21 protein-coding genes and 1 other annotated feature are annotated in these 19,969 nt (G+C 38.7%); of the genes, 2 read left to right on the top strand and 19 right to left on the bottom strand.

Annotation, left to right across the window (positions count from 1 at the left end):
- Window positions 1-64 precede the first annotated feature (64 nt).
- The 17 genes from IQ10_RS08935 to IQ10_RS08855 all read right to left on the bottom strand — a co-directional run bounded on the left by IQ10_RS08935 (window position 65) and on the right by IQ10_RS08855 (window position 16,641).
- Window positions 65-1,258: an ornithine--oxo-acid transaminase gene (locus IQ10_RS08935; protein WP_144450143.1), complete on the bottom strand. Its 1,194-nt coding sequence runs from the start codon at window positions 1,256-1,258 to the stop codon at window positions 65-67.
- A gap of 160 nt (window positions 1,259-1,418) precedes the next feature.
- A complete protein-coding gene (locus IQ10_RS08930; RefSeq protein WP_206751987.1) occupies window positions 1,419-2,327 on the bottom strand; it encodes a proline dehydrogenase family protein in 909 nt (302 codons plus the stop codon).
- Between the two features lie 77 nt (window positions 2,328-2,404).
- Window positions 2,405-3,949, bottom strand: a complete 1,545-nt coding sequence (gene pruA / locus IQ10_RS08925) for an L-glutamate gamma-semialdehyde dehydrogenase (protein ID WP_144450142.1) — start codon at window positions 3,947-3,949, stop codon at window positions 2,405-2,407.
- A 372-nt stretch (window positions 3,950-4,321) separates the two neighbouring features.
- Entirely contained in the window at window positions 4,322-4,972 is a 651-nt protein-coding gene (gene phoU / locus IQ10_RS08920; RefSeq protein ID WP_144450141.1) for a phosphate signaling complex protein PhoU, read from the bottom strand.
- An 18-nt stretch (window positions 4,973-4,990) separates the two neighbouring features.
- A complete protein-coding gene (gene pstB / locus IQ10_RS08915; RefSeq protein ID WP_144450140.1) occupies window positions 4,991-5,827 on the bottom strand; it encodes a phosphate ABC transporter ATP-binding protein PstB in 837 nt (278 codons plus the stop codon).
- 20 nt (window positions 5,828-5,847) lie between these two features.
- Window positions 5,848-6,732 (bottom strand): phosphate ABC transporter permease PstA, encoded by an 885-nt coding sequence (pstA, locus tag IQ10_RS08910; RefSeq protein WP_144450139.1) that lies wholly within the window; start codon window positions 6,730-6,732, stop codon window positions 5,848-5,850.
- A 2-nt stretch (window positions 6,733-6,734) separates the two neighbouring features.
- The gene (gene pstC, locus IQ10_RS08905; RefSeq protein WP_144450138.1) at window positions 6,735-7,703 is read right to left on the bottom strand and encodes a phosphate ABC transporter permease subunit PstC; all 969 of its coding nucleotides are present in this window, start codon (window positions 7,701-7,703) and stop codon (window positions 6,735-6,737) included.
- Window positions 7,704-7,789: 86 nt separating this feature from the next.
- Window positions 7,790-8,764 carry a PstS family phosphate ABC transporter substrate-binding protein gene (locus IQ10_RS08900; RefSeq protein ID WP_144450137.1) on the bottom strand — a complete coding sequence of 325 codons (975 nt, stop codon included), beginning with the start codon at window positions 8,762-8,764 and terminating at the stop codon, window positions 7,790-7,792.
- 291 nt (window positions 8,765-9,055) lie between these two features.
- Window positions 9,056-9,472, bottom strand: a complete 417-nt coding sequence (locus IQ10_RS08895; RefSeq protein ID WP_144450136.1) for a universal stress protein — start codon at window positions 9,470-9,472, stop codon at window positions 9,056-9,058.
- Between the two features lie 172 nt (window positions 9,473-9,644).
- On the bottom strand, window positions 9,645-11,105 hold the full coding sequence (locus IQ10_RS08890) for a SulP family inorganic anion transporter (protein WP_144450135.1): 1,461 nt from the start codon (window positions 11,103-11,105) through the stop codon (window positions 9,645-9,647).
- Window positions 11,106-11,418: 313 nt separating this feature from the next.
- Window positions 11,419-12,153 (bottom strand): MBL fold metallo-hydrolase, encoded by a 735-nt coding sequence (locus IQ10_RS08885; RefSeq protein WP_144450134.1) that lies wholly within the window; start codon window positions 12,151-12,153, stop codon window positions 11,419-11,421.
- A 156-nt stretch (window positions 12,154-12,309) separates the two neighbouring features.
- Window positions 12,310-12,588 (bottom strand): 50S ribosomal protein L27, encoded by a 279-nt coding sequence (gene rpmA, locus IQ10_RS08880; RefSeq protein ID WP_144450133.1) that lies wholly within the window; start codon window positions 12,586-12,588, stop codon window positions 12,310-12,312.
- A 5-nt stretch (window positions 12,589-12,593) separates the two neighbouring features.
- Entirely contained in the window at window positions 12,594-12,935 is a 342-nt protein-coding gene (locus tag IQ10_RS08875) for a ribosomal-processing cysteine protease Prp (protein WP_144450132.1), read from the bottom strand.
- Between the two features lie 8 nt (window positions 12,936-12,943).
- Window positions 12,944-13,252, bottom strand: coding sequence for a 50S ribosomal protein L21 (gene rplU / locus IQ10_RS08870; RefSeq protein WP_144450131.1), 309 nt, complete (start codon window positions 13,250-13,252; stop codon window positions 12,944-12,946).
- Window positions 13,253-13,264: 12 nt separating this feature from the next.
- Window positions 13,265-13,337 (bottom strand) — a sequence feature (ribosomal protein L21 leader region).
- A 72-nt stretch (window positions 13,338-13,409) separates the two neighbouring features.
- Complete coding sequence (locus tag IQ10_RS08865) at window positions 13,410-14,912, bottom strand: Rne/Rng family ribonuclease (RefSeq protein WP_242009796.1); 1,503 nt, start codon at window positions 14,910-14,912, stop codon at window positions 13,410-13,412.
- 69 nt (window positions 14,913-14,981) lie between these two features.
- Complete coding sequence (locus IQ10_RS08860; protein ID WP_144450268.1) at window positions 14,982-15,848, bottom strand: M50 family metallopeptidase; 867 nt, start codon at window positions 15,846-15,848, stop codon at window positions 14,982-14,984.
- A gap of 1 nt (window position 15,849) precedes the next feature.
- The gene (locus tag IQ10_RS08855) at window positions 15,850-16,641 is read right to left on the bottom strand and encodes a M23 family metallopeptidase (protein WP_144450130.1); all 792 of its coding nucleotides are present in this window, start codon (window positions 16,639-16,641) and stop codon (window positions 15,850-15,852) included.
- A 111-nt stretch (window positions 16,642-16,752) separates the two neighbouring features.
- Between IQ10_RS08855 and IQ10_RS08850 the strand changes: the two genes are divergently transcribed.
- Window positions 16,753-17,676 carry an aldo/keto reductase gene (locus tag IQ10_RS08850; protein ID WP_144450129.1) on the top strand — a complete coding sequence of 308 codons (924 nt, stop codon included), beginning with the start codon at window positions 16,753-16,755 and terminating at the stop codon, window positions 17,674-17,676.
- Between the two features lie 221 nt (window positions 17,677-17,897).
- Window positions 17,898-18,266 (top strand): response regulator, encoded by a 369-nt coding sequence (locus IQ10_RS08845; RefSeq protein ID WP_144450128.1) that lies wholly within the window; start codon window positions 17,898-17,900, stop codon window positions 18,264-18,266.
- Between the two features lie 173 nt (window positions 18,267-18,439).
- Here the strand turns inward: IQ10_RS08845 and minD are convergent, their stop codons facing one another.
- Together minD and minC are read right to left on the bottom strand one after the other, a co-directional pair.
- The gene (minD, locus tag IQ10_RS08840) at window positions 18,440-19,234 is read right to left on the bottom strand and encodes a septum site-determining protein MinD (RefSeq protein ID WP_144450127.1); all 795 of its coding nucleotides are present in this window, start codon (window positions 19,232-19,234) and stop codon (window positions 18,440-18,442) included.
- A gap of 26 nt (window positions 19,235-19,260) precedes the next feature.
- A complete protein-coding gene (minC, locus tag IQ10_RS08835) occupies window positions 19,261-19,944 on the bottom strand; it encodes a septum site-determining protein MinC (RefSeq protein ID WP_144450126.1) in 684 nt (227 codons plus the stop codon).
- Between the last annotated feature and the right edge of the window lie 25 nt (window positions 19,945-19,969).

Raw genomic sequence — 19,969 nt, 5'->3', positions numbered from 1 at the left:
ATGACAAATTCATTGTGGTCAACGTTTTCCATTGTCTTTATCATGCATCTTATTTTTTTATCTATCAATCTACAAACACCTGCCTAATTTTCTCTAATGCAAAATTAAGATTCTCCTTTGAAATGATGAGTGGTGGTGCAAGACGAATCACATTCTCATGCGTTTCCTTGCATAGCAATCCAAGCTTCATTAAACGCTCACAGTAAGGTCTGGCTGCAACATGTAATTCAATTCCAATGAAAAGACCTCTTCCACGAATTTCTTTAACAGCAGGATGAACAATTTTTTTGAGCTCTCCCATTGCATATTGACCGAGCTGATTAGAGCGCTCAACTAATCCTTCTTCCTCAATGACTTCAAGGGCCGCAATGGACGTTGCACAAGCAAGCGGATTTCCACCAAAGGTCGACCCATGAGAACCTGGATCAAATACACTTAGGATATTTTTATTTGCAGCAACACATGAAATCGGCATAACTCCTCCCCCAAGTGCTTTACCAAGTATATACATATCAGGCTCTACACCTTCCCAATCACAAGCAAACATCCTACCCGTTCGAGCAAGACCTGTTTGAATTTCATCAGAAATGAATAATATATTTTCTTGCGTGCAAAGAGCACGCACATCACGTAAATAACCATCAGGCGGAATGATGATACCTGCTTCTCCTTGAATTGGTTCAACGAGAAAAGCGGCCGTATTTTCAGTTATCCCTTCATGTAGTGCGTTGATGTCTCCATACGGAATAACCTTTATTCCTGGAAGCATAGGACCAAATCCACGTTTATAGGCTTCGTTCGAAGATAATGACACGGCTGACATTGTGCGCCCATGGAAGTTATTCTCGCATACAATGATCTCTGCTTTGTTTTTCTCTATTTTTTTCACATCGTATGCCCATCGTCGTGCCGCTTTAATAGCCGTTTCAACGGCTTCAGCACCAGTATTCATTGGCAAAACCATTTCTTTACGTGTAATCGCAGCAACTTTTTCGTAAAAAGGCGCCAGCTGATCGTTGTGAAAAGCCCGTGACGTTAGCGTAATGCGATCTGCTTGAGTTTTTAATGCTTGAATGATTTTCGGATGACGATGCCCTTGATTCAAAGCAGAGTACGCACTTAGCATATCAATATAGCGATTGCCCTCGGGATCTTCTACCCAGACTCCTTCTGCCTTTACAATTACTACTGTTAGAGGATGATAGTTCTTTGCTCCTAATTGCTCTGTTTTTTGAATAATATCACGAGATTTCATCAACATAACTCTCCTTCCCTCTCAAGTTACTTTAAGTTAACCAGGACACCTACAAACATGCTGCTATTTTCATAATGAAAGGAATGAAAAAGGATAGGGGATAAGAAGACAACTATGACAAAAAAATGCTGGAGAGGATAATTTAAATGATGAAATGATCTCGTTATTTAGAAAGCAACCCTCTAAGGGCAAAGCTAACATTTTGTGGACGCTCTGCTAATCGACGCATGAAATAGCCGTACCAATCTGTGCCATATGGAACATAGATACGCATTGTATACCCTTCAGCTGCGATTTTTTCTTGCAATTCTTTCCGAAAACCATATAACATTTGAAACTCAAATTGTGATCTTGGGATCTTTTCAACTCGACAAAATGCTTTTACTTTCTGGATAATGACATGATCATGAGTGGCGATGGCGGTGTAACTTCCACTTTTTAAATGCTGCTTAATAATGGAGAGGTAATTCTCATCAATTTGCTTTTTTGATTGTATTGCTACTTGAGGAGATTCCTTATAAGCTCCTTTCACCAGTCTTAGATTCACTCCCTTAAGATCATAAATATCCTGTTTTGCACGATACAAATAGGCTTGAATAACTGTCCCTACCGATCTAGGGAACTCCCGACGCAACGTAGAAAGAATGTCTAAAGTTTGCTGACAGTGCGCAAAATCCTCCATGTCGATCCGCACAAAATTTCCAAGCTCCGCTGCTCTGCCAACAATTTTTCTCATATTTTCATAACAGAGCTCACGTTCAACATCGAGACCTAATTGAGTGAGTTTTAAAGAAAGATTACATGTCACTCCTGTATCAGCAATCGCTTCTAATGTCTTAATACAATATGTTGTCGATTCTATTGCTTCTTCTTTTGATGTAATAAACTCTCCCAAGTGATCAACCGTTGCAACGAGTCCAAACTCATTTAACTTCTTGACAGCGGTCATTGCATCATCAATCGTCACACCAGCAACAATCTGCTTTGCACCCATTCTAAGACCCCAGCGTTTGGCACTTCGATTAAGTACTTTATTTTTAGATAAATAGAGGAACATTGGCCTTAAAACCATCTTCATCACATCCTTCCTAGTCTCGGTTCGATATGATGAGTGAGAGTGACTTATGACTTGAGCCACCTTCATCTCTTCTATAATTGCTCAGATATTGTTTTTGCTTGTAGGAAGAGTTGTAAATAATCTGGCCCTCCAGCTTTTGAATCGGTTCCTGACATATTAAATCCTCCAAACGGATGATAGCCAACAATCGCTCCAGTGCAGCCACGATTAATATATAGGTTGCCAACATGAAATTCTGCCTTTGCCTGCTCAATATGCCTACGATTACGTGAGATCACTGCCCCTGTTAAGCCATATTCTGTGTTATTAGCAATTTCAAGTGCTTCCGAAAAGTCTTTGGCCCTCGAGAATGCAACAACTGGACCGAAAATTTCTTCCTGCATTAATCTTGCATTCGGTGCAACATCTGCTACTATCGTTGGCTGTATAAAGTATCCGTCGCTATCATCTCCTGTTCCACCAGTCACAATTCTACCTTCCTCCTTGGCGACCTCAATATAGCTCATGACCTTATCAAACGCAGCTTGATCATTAACAGGTCCCATATCCATATCGTTGACTGTTTCTCCAACTGATACTCCCTTCGTCAACGCTACAGCCTTCTTAAGCACTTCATCATAGACATCTTCAAGAATGACTACCCTAGAGCAAGCTGAACACTTTTGACCAGAGAAACCAAATGCTGATTGCACAATCGATTTAGCCGCAAGCTCGATATCCGCATCTTTATCGACAACAATCGTGTCTTTCCCTCCCATTTCAGCTACCACTCTCTTTAACCAATACTGGCCTTTATTCACCTTTGCAGCTCTTTCATAAATTCGCTCCCCTACTTCACGAGATCCTGTGAAACTAATAAATCGTGTCTTTGGATGATCGACTAAGTAATCTCCTATCTCCGAACCACTTCCAGGAATAAAATTAATCACTCCGTCTGGCATACCTGCTTCCTCAAGTACTTCCATAAATTTTGCTGCTACAACAGGGGTCGTACTCGCAGGCTTTAATAGTACAGTGTTCCCCGTAACCACTGAAGCGACTGTCGTTCCTGCCATAATCGCAAATGCGAAATTCCATGGAGAGATCACAACCCCTACACCAAGCGGAATATAATGATATCGATTTTTCTCCATTTCACGACTTAAAACAGGGACCCCATTTTTTAGTTCAACCATCTGCCTGCCGTAGTATTCAAGGAAATCAATTGCTTCCGCTGTATCAGCATCGGCTTCTTTCCACGGCTTTCCAGCTTCATATACAAGATATGCAGCAAATTCATGTTTACGCCGACGGACAATCGCTGCTGCCTTGAAAAGGATATCGGCCCTTGCTTCAGGGTCCCACTGTTTCCAATCTTCAAATGCATGTAATGCGACTTGCATTGCTTTTTTTACATGTTCCCTCGTTGCTTTTCCTACTGTTCCAACAATCTGCTCTTTTTTTGCTGGGTTAATCGAAATGATTTTATCATCGGTGAAAATTCGTTCTTCACCAATGCGAAGCGGAAAATCCTGTCCTAACTCTTTTGCAACCTTATCCAAAGCCATCTCAAATGCTTCTCTATTTGCTTCGACCGTGAAATCTGTAAACGGTTCATGCTTATACGGAACTGACATATAAATCCCCCCTTATGATCTCGTTATCTATACATAATGCAAAATCAAGGGCAATTATGAACTGATTCTCGCTTTGTACCACTTTTAATCATGTATTCATGTTCAAACCTTAAACCATTTCATAATCTAAAAAAGAGTACATCCTATTAATTAGGATATACCCTTTCTTTCATTTCTTATAGCAGCTTAGGAACATATTAGAAATAGATTGTGTCATTTTTTCAGTAGCTTTAGATGATTGTTCTGCAAGCTTACGTACTTCATTCACAACTGATAATTATTTAAGGGAAAATAAAATCACCCTTTCAGTATCAAATTACCTCAACTATGGGTAACTTGAACCTTATCAAAGGGTAACTTAAAATACTTTATTTAATTTAAATCAAAATGCTTTCCATTCACTTCATAAACAACCCACTCTGCAATGTTTGTTGCATAGTCTGCAATTCTCTCAATATATCGGCCTATAAAGGCAAGTTGTGTAACTTGATCAACTTCAATTTGATCTGGATTACTTTTAAAAAGATCTCGAATTAAATCGCCATACATAGTATCCACTTTATCATCCATTGATGCGATTTTTTGGGCCAACATGATATCTGACTGTTCAAATGACTCTAATGATTTTCGAATCATCTCTTGAGCCAAAGTAAACATCGTTACGAGTCGATCTTTAAACGGAATAAGAGAATGATTTTTAAGTCGGCTCGATTGCTTTGCCATATCAACTGCTAAATCAGCAACTCTTTCCAGATCACTCGATATTTTTAATACAACGATTAGTTTACGTAAATCAGTTGCAACAGGTTGCTGCTTCGAGATTAGAAGTGTGACTTTATCATGCAGCGTAAGCTCTGCTTGATTAATTTTATAATCATTTTTTATAATGTTCTCCATCAGGGCTGTATTGGATGAAGTAAATCCACTCATCATTTCATTTAGCACTGCTTCAACTTGCCCGCCCATTTCTAAAAGTTCTTGTTTGACATTCTCAAGCTGGAAGTGAAAACTTCTTACTACCATATCAACACAATTCCTTTCTTATCCAAATCGTCCTGTAATATAATCTTCCGTACGCTTATCGGACGGATTAGAGAAAATAGTATCTGTATGATCAAACTCGACTACTTCACCATTTAAAAAGAATGCAGTCTTATCTGAAATACGTGCTGCTTGTTGCATATTATGAGTGACAATAATAATTGAGTAATCTTTTTTTAATTCTTGAATTAATTCTTCTACCTTAAGCGTTGACTTTGGATCAAGTGCGGATGTCGGCTCATCCATTAAGATCACATCTGGTTCAATAGCTAAACAACGAGCAATACAAAGACGTTGTTGCTGTCCACCAGATAATCCATAAGCATTTTCAGTTAGGCGATCTTTTACTTCATCCCAAATAGCTGCACCACGCAGACTACGTTCAACAATTTCATCTAATATTTTTTTATTACGTATCCCATGAATTCTTGGCCCGTACGCAACATTATCATAGATAGACTTTGGAAATGGATTAGGCTTCTGAAATACCATTCCAACACGAGTTCTTAAATCCTCTACTTGAAATGACTTATCAAGAATATTTCTGCCACGATAACGAATATCCCCTGAAATTCGTACAATAGGAACCAATTGAACCATTCGATTTAACGTCTTTATATAAGTCGATTTTCCACAACCTGAAGGTCCAATGATTGCTGTAACTTCTTTTTCATAAATGGAAAGGTTGATGTTTTTTAAGGCGTGATCTTTACCGTACCAAAGATTTAAATCTTTCGTATCATAGACAATATTTTCTTCTGTCTGAGAATTAGTTGAAGTTACCTCATCTGATTTAAATTCCAAACCCTTTTTTTCACTAACTGTTAAAAGCCCCATCAATTTTACCCCCTATAAAATTAATATCTTTTTTGAAATTTATTTCTAATGATCACAGCAATTGAATTTAGCATAAATAGAACAAAAAGCAAAACGATAATCGTTGCCGCAGCTAAGTTAGCATATTCTGCTACTAGTGCTGAATCAATTGTCCAATAGTAGATTTGCATAGGTAACACCGTAAATCGATCCATAAGTCCACCAGGAAACGGTATTAACAAAGCAGGAATCCCTATAACAACAAGGGGTGCTGTTTCTCCAATCGCACGAGATAAAGACAAGATAGCACCCGTTAAAATACCTGGTAAGGCTGCAGGTAATATGACATTTTTAATGGTTTGCCACTTTGTTGCTCCCATCCCATATGAAGCTTCACTTAAATGCGCTGGCACTGCACGAATCGCTTCTTGGCTTGCAACAACAACGATTGGCAAAACTAATAGTGACATCGTTAAACCACCAGCTAAGACGACACTTCCAAGATCTAACGCTCTCACAAAAATCGTAAGACCTAAAATCCCAAATACAATTGAAGGTACTCCAGCTAGGTTGGAAATATTAGCTTGGATAAATGATTGTAGGCGTCCTTTTTTTGCATAGGCTTCCAAATAAATCGCCGTACCTACTCCTATAATCATCGTTACTGGAGCTACAACTAGCATTAACCATAATGTCCCCAGTACCGCACCAAAAATCCCAGCTCTATCAGCACTAGTCGATAACCTTCCTGTTAAAAAGTCTACGTTAATCCATCCAGCTCCTTGTGACAATACACGAAAGACAAGTACGGCTAAAACGACAAGGCCAAAGATGGTTGATAGTAAAAATATAGTTTTCGCAAAGTTATTTATAAATAACCGCGTATTCATTTTCTTTTGAACAGTTTCTGCATCAACATATTTCATTATTAATATTCCTCCCTAAAGCGACGAGAGATATACCTTGCAAGTAAATTCATTAAAAAAGTAAACACAAATAGTGTCATGGCAACAGCATATAAGCTGTAATATATAGTAGAACCAGCAGCAGCATCGCCACCAGTTACTTCAACAATATATGCAGTCATTGTTTGCATAGATTGTGTAATGTCGAAAGTGAAATTCTTGGAGCTACCACTTGCAATTGTTACGATCATTGTCTCACCGATCGCACGCGAAATGCCTAAAACAAATGAAGCGATAATTCCAGAAATAGCTGCAGGAATAATAACTTTCCTAGTAACTTCCAATCTTGTTGATCCTAATGCTAAAGCTCCTTCTCTCATCGAATTGGGAACAGAACTCATTGCATCTTCTGACAAGGATGCTACCATTGGTATAATCATAATTCCCATCACAATTCCCGGACTAAGAATATTTGTTGCTTGAAGTCCTGGAATAATTTCTCTTAAAATCGGAGTAACAAAGGTAAAAGCAAAAAATCCATAAACAATAGTAGGAATACCAGCAAGTATTTCCAATAGTGGTTTTAATGTTCTTCTAACTTTATCTGATGCATATTCACTTAAATAAATTGCGGTCATAAGACCAATTGGAATTGCGACAAACATAGCAATAACGGATGAAATAATCGTACCCGTCAATAGTGGCAAAACTCCAAATTCTGGATTTTGACTTAATGGTCTAAGTACTGTTCCAGTAAAGAAATCAATAATAGGTACTCTTTTAAAAAACTCGAACGTTTCACTCAATAGCGTATATAAGATACCAATTGTCGTAAGGATCGAAATCGTAGCAACAGCCAAAAGAACTTTAGGCATGATCTTCTCTAAAACATTTATCATGTTTCGAGAGTTCTTTTTTTGATTAATCATCTCTCTTACGTTAATCTCGTTCCCCTTATTACTAGCGCTGGTTGGTTCCGTTACATTGCGCATCCCTTTCAACCCCTTATAACTTATAGAAGCAATAAGATGAGAACTAACAAGAAGCTCTCATCTTATCGCATTCAATCATTCACTTATTATAGTCCTTCTAGAAAATCAACATATGATTGAAGTTCTTCTTCTGGTAATGGAGCGAAGCCTGTCTCACCAGCAAATTCGTTCACATTATTTGCAATATACAGAGCAAAATCTTTTACCTGAGGCTTTTCTTTCGCCATATTAACATTTAAATATGTGAATACTGGACGAGTGAACGGAGCATAGTCACCATCCTCAGCAATTGTATCAAGAGAAGGTGCAACTGGCCCGTTACCAAAATCAACATTTACAGCTTGCATAGTATCTTGATTGTTTACATAGTAACCAAATCCAAAGAATGCAATAGCGTTGACATCTTCTGATACCAAATTAACAAGTGTAGAGTATTCTTGTTGAAGGTTAACACCTTCAACTAAATCTGCTTCATTAAGAATGTTTTCATAAAAGAACTCATACGTACCATGGTTTTCGTTTGGACCCATTGGATGAATTTCTTCATCTGGGAATTCAGGACGAATATCTGACCATTTCGTCACACCACCATCAGCACTAAAGATTTTAACTAATTCTTCTTGAGTTAGATCTGTAGCCCAATCGTTTTCTTTGTTAATAACAAATGTTAGTCCATCTAATGCAACTTTCATTTCTTTTACTTCAATACCAAGTTCTTCTGCAGTTGCTAGTTCTTCTTCTTTAATTTCACGTGAAGCATTGTTAAAGTCCGTTCCATTTTCTACAAGGAATTTCCCAAAACCAGCACTAGTTCCAGAACGACTTACTTCAACAGATACATTTGGTTGTTCATTAATCATATATTCTTCAGCTACCACTGACATTAATGGATAAACAGTACCTGAACCATCTACAACAACACTACCTTCTAGTTCAGCTGCTTCTTCTCCATTTCCATCTGTGTTTTCTACAGGTTCTTCTCCAGTACCGCTTCCACATGCTGCGACAAATACCATCAATGCCGCCATGACTAAAAACAATAAAAGCTTTTTCGAGTTCAATGAATTGTCCTCCCTTTTCTGTAGGAAAATAGTTAGTGTAAAAGTACTCTCCCTCTCACAATTTCTACTATAGTATGCTAATATTAAGGACGTTTAATCCTCATGTAAAGGTTTTGTAAATACAAAGGGTGATGTTTACGATCATGTGGTCAAAGTAAAACATAGACTTTACACTTATGAACATACTTAGGTTCTAAAGTCCTTTTACAAACAAAAAAACGCATGAGGTTCTACGTAAAGAAATCACATGCGTTTTTACAGTATATCTTTTACTTTTTAAGAGAGCTTTGTTTATTTTACAATTAATACAGGAACTTCTACGCGCTTAGCAATCTTATGACTTACACTCCCAAGAACCATCGTTTGCAAATTATTTAACCCACGGCTGCCAACAATCACACAATCATAATGCCCCTTATTAGCAAATTGAACAATCGTAGGCCCTGGTTCACCATGGCGAAAAAAAATCTCATACTCAATGTGTTCCTTTTCCAATAACGCTACAATATCAGCCAGCTTTTCTTTTCGTTTCTTCACAACTTCATATTTACTATTGTTTATAAGAACATCTGATTTCGATGTTGTTTCATCGATCACATAAATGACATCGATCTTCCCTTTATAGAGCTTGGCTAGTTCAACTGCTTTTAATGCAGAACGATAGGAATGATCCGATCCATCTGACGCAAGCAAAAGATTTTTAAACATCATACCCCTCCTTTGTTCTTTTTACTGATTAATTCTCATCGTAGTTAAGCAGTCTCAACTTGTAAAGCGTTTATTTCATTAAACTTAAATGACACGATACGAATGATCTTTCTTAAAACATAAAAGAACGGTCCACTAAAAAATTTAGTGGACCGTCCTCTAATAAAATTAATTAATGTCCTGACGCCTTTGAAAGTCTGCCCATTTGTTGTTTTAATTTTTCGCTTTCAGCATTTAATCCAACAAACTCAACCGTAATGCCTGCCTGCTCATATTTATGCTCAATTTTATCAATTGCACCTATGGCAGAATCATCCCAAAGATGAGCATTAGTCAAATCGATTTCAACGTATTTCACATCAAGCTTATAGTCAAATTGATGTACAAAATCTGTAACAGATGCAAAGAAAATTTGACCAGTGACTTTATAAACTTGTTTATCTAAGTGGTTAATATATGTTTTGTCAACATGGACCTTGGAAATCTTCGCTGCAAAGAAAACCATACTTAGTAGCACTCCAGCAAATACACCAATTGCCAAGTTGTGCGTAATTACGACGCTTGCAACTGTTACAATCATAACAAGTGCATCTGTGCGAGGTAGCTTATGAATATTACGAACTGAACCCCAATCAAATGTACTAATTGATACCATAATCATGACACCTACGAGTGCTGCCATCGGAATTTGAACAACTATATTTCCTAAAACAAGGATCAGGAACATGAGAAATACACCAGCTACTAAAGCAGAAAGTCTTCCTCTTCCTCCCGATTTCACATTAATAACAGATTGACCAATCATCGCACAACCTGCCATTCCTCCAAAGAAACCAGAAACAATATTTGCAATACCTTGTCCGCGACTTTCTTTGTTCTTATCACTTTCAGTATTTGTCATATCATCGACGATATTCGCTGTTAAGAGCGATTCGAGAAGGCCGACAATCGCTAGTGCAAGTGAGTAAGGGAAAATAATCATTAATGTTTCTAGATTCAAAGGAATTTCAGGGATTAAAAACATAGGTAGTGCCTGAGTTAAGTTACCCATATCACCTACTGTGCGGATATCAATACCCATAAAAATAACAATAGCCGTAATAGCAACAATTGCAGCTAATGCTGATGGAACTGCTTTTGTGATTCTTGGAAGTCCGTAAATAATAAATAGGGTCGCAGCTACTAGTGCATACATCACCCATGTAGCTCCTTCAAACTGTTCAAGCTGGGTCATAAAAATTAAAATCGCTAATGCATTGACAAAGCCTACCATAACTGAGCGCGGAACGAACTTCATCATACGAGCAAGCTTAAATACACCAAACAAAATTTGCAGTATCCCTGTTAAAATGGTTGCAGCGAACAAATACTGTAACCCGTGATCTGCAACGAGTGTTACCATGAGAAGTGCCATCGCTCCCGTTGCTGCTGAAATCATCCCTGGACGTCCTCCCACAAATGCGATGACAACAGCAATACAGAAGGATGCATATAGCCCGACCATCGGATCGACACCTGCAATAATAGAGAACGCAATCGCCTCTGGAATCAAAGCAAGAGCAACAACAATGCCAGCCAATACGTCGGCTCTCACATTTCCAAACCATTCTCCTTTGATAGATTGAATGTTCAACCTAACACCTCTTTCCTATTAAATTAGTATAAATCGACTTTTGACTCTCACAAAAGTCGGGGTCCGTTATTAACAAACGTATCTTAACACCATCTATAATAATTATAAACTCTCATGTAAGCGTCAATCATTGTGATTTATCTATCTTTTTCTTTTGTTTTCTAAACGATTCTTATACTTTTAATAAAATAATCATATTTCTCTTTACTAATGTTAATTGTGGAAATATGAATACAAATGATAAAAAGTTAGCAGAAATCCAAAGCTTTCAGTAAAAAAGCTCTACACAAAAAATGTAGAGCTTTAAACTTTATCATAAAAGTCGTATTCCTAATCCTGATTTAGCGAGTGAAATCGTTCCATTAAAAGATTCAGCTACCTCTTGACGTAGTTGTTCGTGATCACCGTGATGAGGAAGGTGACTTAAGAGAAGATGCGTGGGCTTCGCTTTTGCAGCAAGCTTTCCCACACATGTACTTGTCATATGACCAAATTGTGTAATCGGGTCGCTCGCATAGCCACTACATTCAGTTATTAAAAGATCTGCGTCTTTTGCAAAATCAGCAAGTTCATCAAAATAACTAGAATCAGCCGTGTAAACGACTGTTTGGTTTTGACATTCAATGCGCATTGCATAGCAAGGAACAGGATGTTGTGTTTTAAAAAAATGGAACGTAAAAGGTCCAATCGTTATTGGTGCTTGATCGTCATACGACATTGCTTTCACAACGTCGTGATATGCAAGTTTTACAAATGCCTCTTCGTCACGATGTCCATATATGGTCAGATCATTCATTTCTTTTCCCATTCCTTTATTCATAATACGCGCATATTGAAATGGGCCAATGTCTGCTTGATGATCATGATGATAATGAGATAACACAATCGCATTAAGCTCATTTACAGAACAATATTTCTGCAATTGTGAAAGGACCCCACTTCCACAATCGAGTAGAAGGTTGTAATGATCATGTTGAAGTAAATAACCAGATGTCGCTTCTCCTTTTTCTGGATATCCGTGCCAATAACCAACAACGGTTACTTTCATCATCCTCACCCTTTGTATGTATTTTGCCCACACGACGTGGGCGTTTTTAGCCAAGTTTCCTCTTCCTTACGAAGTGATCAGTTATAACTAAATCATTGATTCTCATAGTAAAAAAAACTTCTAAATTGCCTGAGCAACTTAGAAGTTTTTTAAACATTATGCAGGGTATACGCTCACTTGTTTACGATCACGACCAACACGCTCGTATTTCACAACGCCGTCTACTTTCGCAAATAGTGTATCGTCTCCACCTTTACCTACATTCGTACCAGGATATACGCGTGTTCCGCGTTGGCGTACAAGGATAGAACCGCCTGTTACTGTTTGACCGTCAGCACGCTTAGCACCAAGTCGCTTAGACTGAGAGTCACGACCGTTCTTTGTACTACCTACTCCTTTTTTCGATGCGAAAAATTGAAGATTCATTTTTAACATGGAATTCACCTCCCATATTTATCTTTGATTTCAATATGACTGCTGTATTCTTCAGCGATCGACTCGAGAGATACAAGCATCCCTTCAAGAAGAAGCTGTACTTTCTCAAATGTTATGGAATCCAAACCAGTTGGCACATCACAGCGGAGAAAGCCGCCATCTTCCTTCATCTCAATGTCAAGCTCGACTTGACAGAGTGAAGCGATAGCGTTGACAGCACCAATTGATACTGCTGAAGCACCAGCACACACGAGATCATAGCCATACGGACCAGAGTCTGCATGTCCACTCATCGTAAATGAGACAAGCTCATTTTTACTATTTCGTTTAACGTCGACCGTAATCATCAGACAGCTTAAGCGTTAATCTTTTCGATTACCACTTTTGTGTATGGTTGACGGTGACCTTGCTTACGACGGTAGTTCTTCTTAGCCTTCATCTTCCAAACGATGATTTTCTTTTGACGACCATGCTTTTCAACCTTAGCCGTTACAGTTGCGCCCTCAACAAATGGAGCACCAACCTTCACCTCATCGCCACCTACGAATAAAACGTTAGCGAAGCTAACTGTTTCACCAGCTTCAACATCTAATTTTTCGATGTAGATTTCTTGGCCTTCTTCAACCTTGATTTGTTTACCACCAGTTTCAATAATTGCGTACATACTTGCACCTCCTCATATACTCAGACTCGCCATCCTAGGTAAGGCATTGCCTTTTAAAACCTGCTCTGTGCGGTTGTAGTCGTTTGGGTGCGACCAAATAACTAACAAGCGATATTGTAGCATGTTTTTATCATTAATGTCAATGATGATCGAACGCTTAATTGGCCTTCAATCGTTCAAGCTGAGCAGTCGCTTCGCTCAATTCACCAACATAACGAATAGCATAGCTTTCTTCTGTTAATTTTTTATTTGGATAAACAAGAATTCGAAAACCAAGTACTTCTTCTAATCTCTTTAGATGCTCGCCCTTTACTCCAAAAAGAACGGTCGAAACTGACGATGGTAGCTCAAGTACTAGTGCATCCTCATCCATCCCACGATGCTCCCATAGCTGCCTTTCGATTTTAAAGGCTTGTGCTTCATCTGAGAGGACAACACCTTTGCCTGCACATGTTGGGCAGCTTTTAGAAAGGCTCGCTTGTAAATTTTGACGGACTTTCTTTCTCGTCATTTCTACAAGGCCAAGACCAGTGATACCCAGAACATTCGTCTTCGTTCGATCATTTTTTAACGCCTTTTCAAATACCGTAAGAACATGTTCTCGGTCCCCTTCCCGTTTCATATCGATAAAATCGATCACAATAATACCTGAAATATCGCGTAACCTCAGTTGTCTAGCGATTTCCTTTGCCGCTTCACTATTTGTCTTACGAACGGTGTCATGTAAATCAGTCTTTCCTGTAAATTTACCTGTATTCACATCGATGACTGTAAGAGCTTCAGTTTGATCAATCATTAAATAGGCACCGTTTTTTAACCAAACTTGTCTGCGAAGCGCACGTTCGAGCTCTTTTTCAATCCCGTACGCACTAAAAATATTTTCCTTTTCTCTGTATAAACGTAGAGTCTCTTGTAACGCTGGATAGGGTTCTAATAATTCTTTTAATAATTGGTATTCATCAATGTTATCCACGACAATTTCCGCAATATCATCATAAGAAAAATCTCGAATCATCCGCTCAATTAGCCCAGAATCTTGGTGAATAAGGGCTGGTGCCTTGCTGCTTTTTTCTTTTTTCCAGAGCTCTTGCCAGCATTTCCGCAAAAATTTCAGCTCTCGTTCAATCTCCTCTTTTGCTTGTCCCTCGCAAGAAGTTCGGATAATGAGTCCCTCTTTCCCCTCGATTAACTCATCTCCAATTTTCCGCCAGCGCTCCCGTTCCCTTTCTGATGAGAAACGGCGTGAAACTCCAACGTATCCTCCTTCAGGCATGTACACAATAAATTGACCTGGGAAAGAGACTACCCCAGAAAGACGCGGACCTTTTGTTCCAAATCCTTCTTTCGTCACTTGAACGATGACTTCCTCACCTTGCTTCACAAATTCCGAGATACTCCGTTGCTTCTTTTTATTCTCATCTTCATCTAATAAATGAAACGAAAGCAAATCATCTCGATAAAGAAACCCATTCTTTTCTCTCCCAATATCTACAAATGCGGCTTGCATTCCTGGTAGGACATTTACAACCCGTCCCCGGTAGACGTTACTAACGATCCGATTTTGTAGCGCACGCTCGACCATTAGCTCAACCACTCGCTCATGTTCCACAACAGCAGCACGTCGCTCCCTTGTTGCCATATTAAAATAAATCTTTTTCACTGAGACTAGCCCCTTTTTCAACCGATCTTTTCTTTATTGTACATGATTCTCTTCTTCAATGCTCTCTAATTACTTCCTGATTCCTGCAAGATTTAAAAGAGAAAGGGGAGTTTGTGGATGCTTTTCAGTAAAAAAGACATCTAATAATTCTTCTTCCTTTACAGTCAGAGAGGTTCCTTCTTCTAACTGAAAAATGGTAAATAAATGCTGATGTCCTCTACGACATTTCTTCATGACCTCACGCAACGGCATTGAATCTCTTACTACTATAATAGAGTGTTCGAGTTGATGAGACTGTGCATGACGACGAGTCATTAGAAAACGAATAAAGCGGTAATGGCGCTGCTTCCATTCCAAATAGTTTGCAATAATGAGAAATGAGAGGACAACCCATAGATTCAGATGAAAGGGAAAGAATTTTACACTTAGTAATAGAAGAACACCGAGAATAACTGATGATATCCAGCGAGAATACGTTAATGCTAGTACATAGGAGAATCGATACGTGAACCATAATTGAATGAGACGTCCACCATCAAGAGGCAGAACTGGTATCATATTAAATCCTAAAATCATGAGATTGTGCCAAACAAATAACTGATGATCACTTAACGACCAAAAAGGGAGTTGCATACACAAATAGGAAAGTAGAATTAACCAGATATGTTGAAGTGGTCCTGAAATAATGACAATTAACTCTTCATGAAAAGGACGGCACCCTCCATCTTCAACTTCAGCTACACCACCAAAAGGTAGAAGCTCGATTTTATGGATTCTCCATTTGAAAAAATGAGCAGCAAACGCATGCCCCATTTCGTGAATAAAAACAATGGTAAAAACCATCAAGACCTCTCGAAAATAACCAGTCACAACCCCAATTCCCATAACGAACCAGAACAACGGATTGATTTTGATTTTAGAAAGGAGTGCTTGCATATCAATCAAATGGTAGAACTTCGCTTGGGTTAATATAATCGTCGTCTTTTTTCAAAGCGAAGTAAAAGATACCTTTCCCAGCTTCTTGATTCGTTGAAACCGTGCCAATTTTATTGCCAGCTTGAATATGATCATAGATATTAACCGTTATCTCATCTAGCATGCCATAGAGGGATTCTGTCCCATCATAATGTTGCACAGTCACTGTTTTACCTAGGCTTTCTTCATCTCCTCCCCCAACCGCTATGACATAACCTCCTTTTACAGCTTCCACTTCCACCTCCATCCCTGTCTCAACCAAGATACCTCGTCCCGTTTTTTCAAACCCTTCACGAATCACTCCAGCTGCCGGCATAGCATAGGCCATTTCAACTTGTTCGTTTGGATCACCTTGTGCTACATCTTGTTGAATTGGAACCAAAGCTAACGGACGACCGAATTGTTCTTCATACCAATTAGCAATTTCAGCAAATTGAAACTCTTGCTCATATGATTGCACAACAAACTGTTTGACCCCGTCTAGCTGAGGTACGTTCGATCTAAATAAAATGGCGATTATTAGAAACAGGCAAACGGATGCCAACATACGGAACAAAAAGAAATCATGTGATTTAACATTTGGTGCATCAAAACGATGGTCTTCTTTCTGATCAAGAAAATCAAATTCTCCTCTATCCTCTTCGTGACGATTCATAAGCAGCGGAGCCGGTCTCTCACGCTTTTTTACGTTATAATCAATTTGTCTTCTTCTCATTTCTAATTCTTTACGCACCTTATTTAATCGCTTGGACATTAGATCCCCACCCTTTTTACGAGCTCATTTGTTTCACTATATGACTTGTCCGTTTTCTATATGACATAATAGGGATTGAGGAAGAGATAATACTTGAGAGGAGATAATGAGATGAAAAAACGCCAATTAGGCCAGTCTGATTTATATGTTAGTGAAATTGGTTTAGGTTGCATGAGTATTGGGACAAATAAAAATGAAGCGGCCAAAATCATTGATACTGCACTTGACGGAGGAATCAACTATCTCGATACGGCTGATTTATATGATCAAGGTATGAACGAGGAAATGATCGGGGACATCATTAAATCCAAGAGAAAAGAATTAATTATTGCGACTAAAGCTGGGAATCGTTTTGAAAAAGGAAATGAAGGTTGGACATGGGATCCTTCAAAAAAACATATTCAAGCAGCTGTTAAAGATAGCCTACAACGCTTGAAAACCGATTACATTGATTTGTATCAGCTTCACGGCGGAACCATTGAAGATAATATCGACGAAACAATTGAAGCGTTTGAAGAATTGAAGCAAGAAGGCATTATTCGCTACTACGGTATTTCTTCCATTCGTCCAAATGTGATCAAAGAATACGTAAAACGTTCATCCATTATTAGTATTATGATGCAATATAGCCTTCTTGATCGCAGACCAGAAGAGCTGTTTCCATTGCTAGAGCAGCATAAGGTAAGTGTCGTCGCACGTGGTCCACTTGCTAAAGGAATACTAACCGAACGTCCACTTACTCAACTATCTAAAGCGATTGCTGCAAATGGCTATCTTGATTATTCGTTTGATGAGCTAATCACCCTCCGCAACCAATTAGAAGAAGGACTAGAGGGCAAACGTACCCTCCAATCAGCCGCTCTAAAGTACTGTCTATCCTCTTCCGTTATTGCATCGGTTGTAGCTGGGGCAAGTAATCCGCAGCAAATTGAAGAAAGCATAGAAGCTGTTAACGACGAACCGTTAACAGAAAACGAGCAAGAATGGTTAGCACGCGTGTCCAAGCCAAATAAATACGAACAACATCGAAGCTAATGAAAATGAGAGGGAAACCTACATCAGGTAAACCTCTCTTCTTTCTCATACTCTATTTATCTTTAACGATTTCTCTCATCAAAAGGCCTTGCTGTTATCCAGACGATTACTATCATTCAAACAATCAACACAAATAGATAGTAAATCCCTTGCAATGATTCAAATAAAAATTTACTATAAAAAATAGAATTTACACTTAGTTTACAAGAACGGGGGACATCATGAACTCATTAACGGTTGCATTAATTGAAGATGAACCAAGTCATGCGACATTAATGGACTATCACTTGAAGCAAATCGGTGTCACTGTCCACTTATATACAAGTGGACAGGCTTACCTCCAAGAAATGGATACTTTTTCAAATCAGCTAGTTATCATTAGTGATCAAATTTATGCTGAGCAGATTACAGACTTTGTCAGTGAACTCGAAAAACGAAGCTCAGTGCCTATGCTAATTATGACGACTGGCCGTCAAGAACGAGTTCAAACAACAACTATAACCATCGAGTACTTGCATAAGCCTTTTTCTATACATAAATTTCGTCAGTCCGTCTCAGCATTTTTAGATGATACATTGATCACTATATAATTTATCAGTTTAAAATAATAAAACTTTCATGTGCTTCACTCTAAACCTAGAATGAAAAAGCATGATTCTTTTTCTATCTAACTAGAAACGAACCAACTTTCACACAGAAAAAAAGCTCCTAATTCTCTGATAGAGTCAGAGATTAGGAGCTTTTTCACTGCTAAATAGTATCCTTATCTTACACTGAAAAATTGCTTGATCTTTGCAAACATTCCTTTTTGTTCTTCAAAAGACATCAGCGGAACTGTTTCACCAAGAATCCGACGAGCAATATTACGATATGCAATCGAAGCTTTACTCGTTGTATGAAGGGCAATTGGTTCGCCTTTATTAGAATGCTTAATGACTTCTTCATCGTCAACGACAATTCCAAGTAGATCAATTGCTAAAATAGATGCAATTTCATCCACATCAAGCATTTCACCATTTTTCATCATATGGCCTCGTATGCGGTTTACAATCAATTTTGGCGACTCAATATCTTTCTGTTCTAATAAACCGATAATACGGTCAGCATCGCGCACAGCAGGAACTTCAGGTGTGGTGACAACGATGGCTTTATCTGCACCTGCTATTGCATTTTTGAAACCTTGTTCAATACCAGCAGGACAATCAATAAGCACGTAGTCATAATCTTGCTTCAATTCATCTATGACTTCCTTCATCTGATCTGGTTCGACTGCTGACTTATCTTTTGTTTGTGCAGCTGGAAGTAAATACAAACAGTCAAATCGCTTATCTTTAATAAGAGCTTGTTTTAGCTTACAGCGTCCTTCTACTACATCAACGAGGTCATATATGATTCTATTTTCCAAACCCATGACAACATCAAGATTACGGAGTCCGATGTCTGTGTCCACTAAGCATACTTTCTTCCCCGACAGCGCAAGGGCAGTGCCAATATTAGCTGACGTTGTTGTTTTCCCAACGCCACCCTTTCCACTTGTAATGACGATTGCCTCTCCCACATTGATGACCCCTTTCTATCACTTTCTTAGTCTAGCAATTGTTCCTCAAACTTCGCCAGCTCTGGATGTGTTTGCACAAGCTGTTGAACTCGTCCTATCTGCAAGGAAACCCGTTCATCTAAATAAGCACTTGCCATCAACTGCTCACTATCTTGATCTGCATCAAATTGCTTTATAATCTCAGCAATTCTTAGCTGGGCTGGCGCCATAAGAGAAGCAGTAATAACCGCACGTTCATTGCCTTGAAACCCTGCATGAGCAATGCCCCGCAGAGCCCCTAATACACAGATGTTTCCTGTTGCCATTATGGCCCCACCAGGGTTAACATCACCAATGAGTAAGACGTCCCCATTCACTTTAATAATTTGTCCAGACCGAATAATACGTGTTAAGGTCACTGTTTGTGATTCCTGACGCATTTGCTCTGCTTCTTTTTTGGAAAGAACATGAGACTCAAACTGATCCACAGCGAGGTTACGACCATCTGTTATAATGTGCTCAAGCTCTTCTCTCTGATTCTTTTGAAGATAACGATATCCCACATCTACCTTAACTAGAATATCCCGTCCTTCTGAATCTTGATAGTGTTTAGAAGAGAGCTTCTCCATCAGCTCTTCAACTAAACTTTCGTAAGAGCAGCGATCATCTAATAGAAAGATAAGCCCTTCCTTCGTGCCTTTTATTGTGACATATTGCTTTTTCTGCGCCATAAGTGTGTTCACCTCAGCCTCACTC

Origin of the sequence: Halalkalibacter nanhaiisediminis (assembly GCF_007830185.1) — a bacterium.
In the GTDB taxonomy this organism is placed as follows: domain Bacteria; phylum Bacillota; class Bacilli; order Bacillales; family Bacillaceae_D; genus Halalkalibacter; species Halalkalibacter nanhaiisediminis.
This window is presented reverse-complemented; position numbering and strand designations above follow the sequence as displayed.

Coding starts and splice junctions, on each gene's coding strand:
- minC (WP_144450126.1), bottom strand. CDS start 19,944: ATGGCGCAGAAAAAGCAATATGTCACAATAAAAGGCACGAAGGAAGGG.
- IQ10_RS08930 (WP_206751987.1), bottom strand. CDS start 2,327: ATGGTTTTAAGGCCAATGTTCCTCTATTTATCTAAAAATAAAGTACTT.
- pstB (WP_144450140.1), bottom strand. CDS start 5,827: ATGGGGCTTTTAACAGTTAGTGAAAAAAAGGGTTTGGAATTTAAATCA.
- pstA (WP_144450139.1), bottom strand. CDS start 6,732: ATGAAATATGTTGATGCAGAAACTGTTCAAAAGAAAATGAATACGCGG.
- rpmA (WP_144450133.1), bottom strand. CDS start 12,588: ATGTTAAAAATGAATCTTCAATTTTTCGCATCGAAAAAAGGAGTAGGT.
- IQ10_RS08875 (WP_144450132.1), bottom strand. CDS start 12,935: ATGATTACGGTCGACGTTAAACGAAATAGTAAAAATGAGCTTGTCTCA.
- IQ10_RS08845 (WP_144450128.1), top strand. CDS start 17,898: ATGAACTCATTAACGGTTGCATTAATTGAAGATGAACCAAGTCATGCG.
- rplU (WP_144450131.1), bottom strand. CDS start 13,252: ATGTACGCAATTATTGAAACTGGTGGTAAACAAATCAAGGTTGAAGAA.
- IQ10_RS08895 (WP_144450136.1), bottom strand. CDS start 9,472: ATGTTTAAAAATCTTTTGCTTGCGTCAGATGGATCGGATCATTCCTAT.
- phoU (WP_144450141.1), bottom strand. CDS start 4,972: ATGGTAGTAAGAAGTTTTCACTTCCAGCTTGAGAATGTCAAACAAGAA.
- pstC (WP_144450138.1), bottom strand. CDS start 7,703: ATGCGCAATGTAACGGAACCAACCAGCGCTAGTAATAAGGGGAACGAG.
- pruA (WP_144450142.1), bottom strand. CDS start 3,949: ATGTCAGTTCCGTATAAGCATGAACCGTTTACAGATTTCACGGTCGAA.
- IQ10_RS08850 (WP_144450129.1), top strand. CDS start 16,753: ATGAAAAAACGCCAATTAGGCCAGTCTGATTTATATGTTAGTGAAATT.
- IQ10_RS08885 (WP_144450134.1), bottom strand. CDS start 12,153: ATGAAAGTAACCGTTGTTGGTTATTGGCACGGATATCCAGAAAAAGGA.
- IQ10_RS08860 (WP_144450268.1), bottom strand. CDS start 15,848: ATGCAAGCACTCCTTTCTAAAATCAAAATCAATCCGTTGTTCTGGTTC.
- IQ10_RS08855 (WP_144450130.1), bottom strand. CDS start 16,641: ATGTCCAAGCGATTAAATAAGGTGCGTAAAGAATTAGAAATGAGAAGA.